The organism is Methylobacterium sp. E-045 (assembly GCF_022829685.1).
In the GTDB taxonomy this organism is placed as follows: Bacteria; Pseudomonadota; Alphaproteobacteria; order Rhizobiales; family Beijerinckiaceae; genus Methylobacterium.
The window spans coordinates 1-545 of the sequence record NZ_JAKSYE010000066.1 but is presented as its reverse complement, the minus strand read 5'-3'; the positions used below and the strand labels follow the sequence as shown (position 1 = coordinate 545).

The following is a 545-nucleotide window of genomic DNA, read 5'->3' as shown; positions in this document are numbered from 1 at the left end:
GTGACGGTGCCCAGCAGGCCGCTGCCCAGGAGAAGGCCGCCCAGGCTCTCGCCAAGGCTCAGAATATCTCGGTCGAGCAGGCCAAAGCGCAGGTTGCCCAGTACACCCAGCAGTTCAAGGAGACGGTTGCCACGGCAAAGGATCAGGCCAACAACATCGCCGAAGGAACGGTGGGTCGTGTGTCTCAGGCCTCTCTCTTCGGGGCGCTGGCTCTGATCTTCGGAGCATTGGCTGCCTTCTTCGCGGGCCGCGGCTCGGCAGTCGATCCGACGATCACCCGAACGGCTCCGAACACGCTCGGTGCACATCGGTCATGAGCACCCGCGACACCGCCGCGTCCGAGATCCACGGTCTTGGTACGCTCCCAAGCGATGCGGCGGAGGTCGCCTTGGGCGAGGAAATCGTCCTTCCCCTGATCGAAGAAACTGCGCGCATCGATAAGCGCGCCGTCGAGACCGGACGGGTGCGGGTCTCGACCCGTACCGAGACCATCGACCAGGTCCTTCGCGAGACCCTGCGCAGCGACATGGTCGGGGTAACCCGGC

The 545-nt window shown here is 65.1% G+C and carries 1 protein-coding gene and 1 pseudogene; both read left to right on the top strand.

The features are described from left to right. Positions 1-317 (top strand): annotated as a pseudogene (locus MKK51_RS10065) (PhnA-like protein); the annotation flags it as partial. Then, a partial coding sequence (locus MKK51_RS10060) for a DUF2382 domain-containing protein (protein WP_243976799.1) occupies positions 314-545 on the top strand: 232 nt, incomplete at its 3' end. The pseudogene MKK51_RS10065 and the gene MKK51_RS10060, both read left to right, overlap by 4 nt.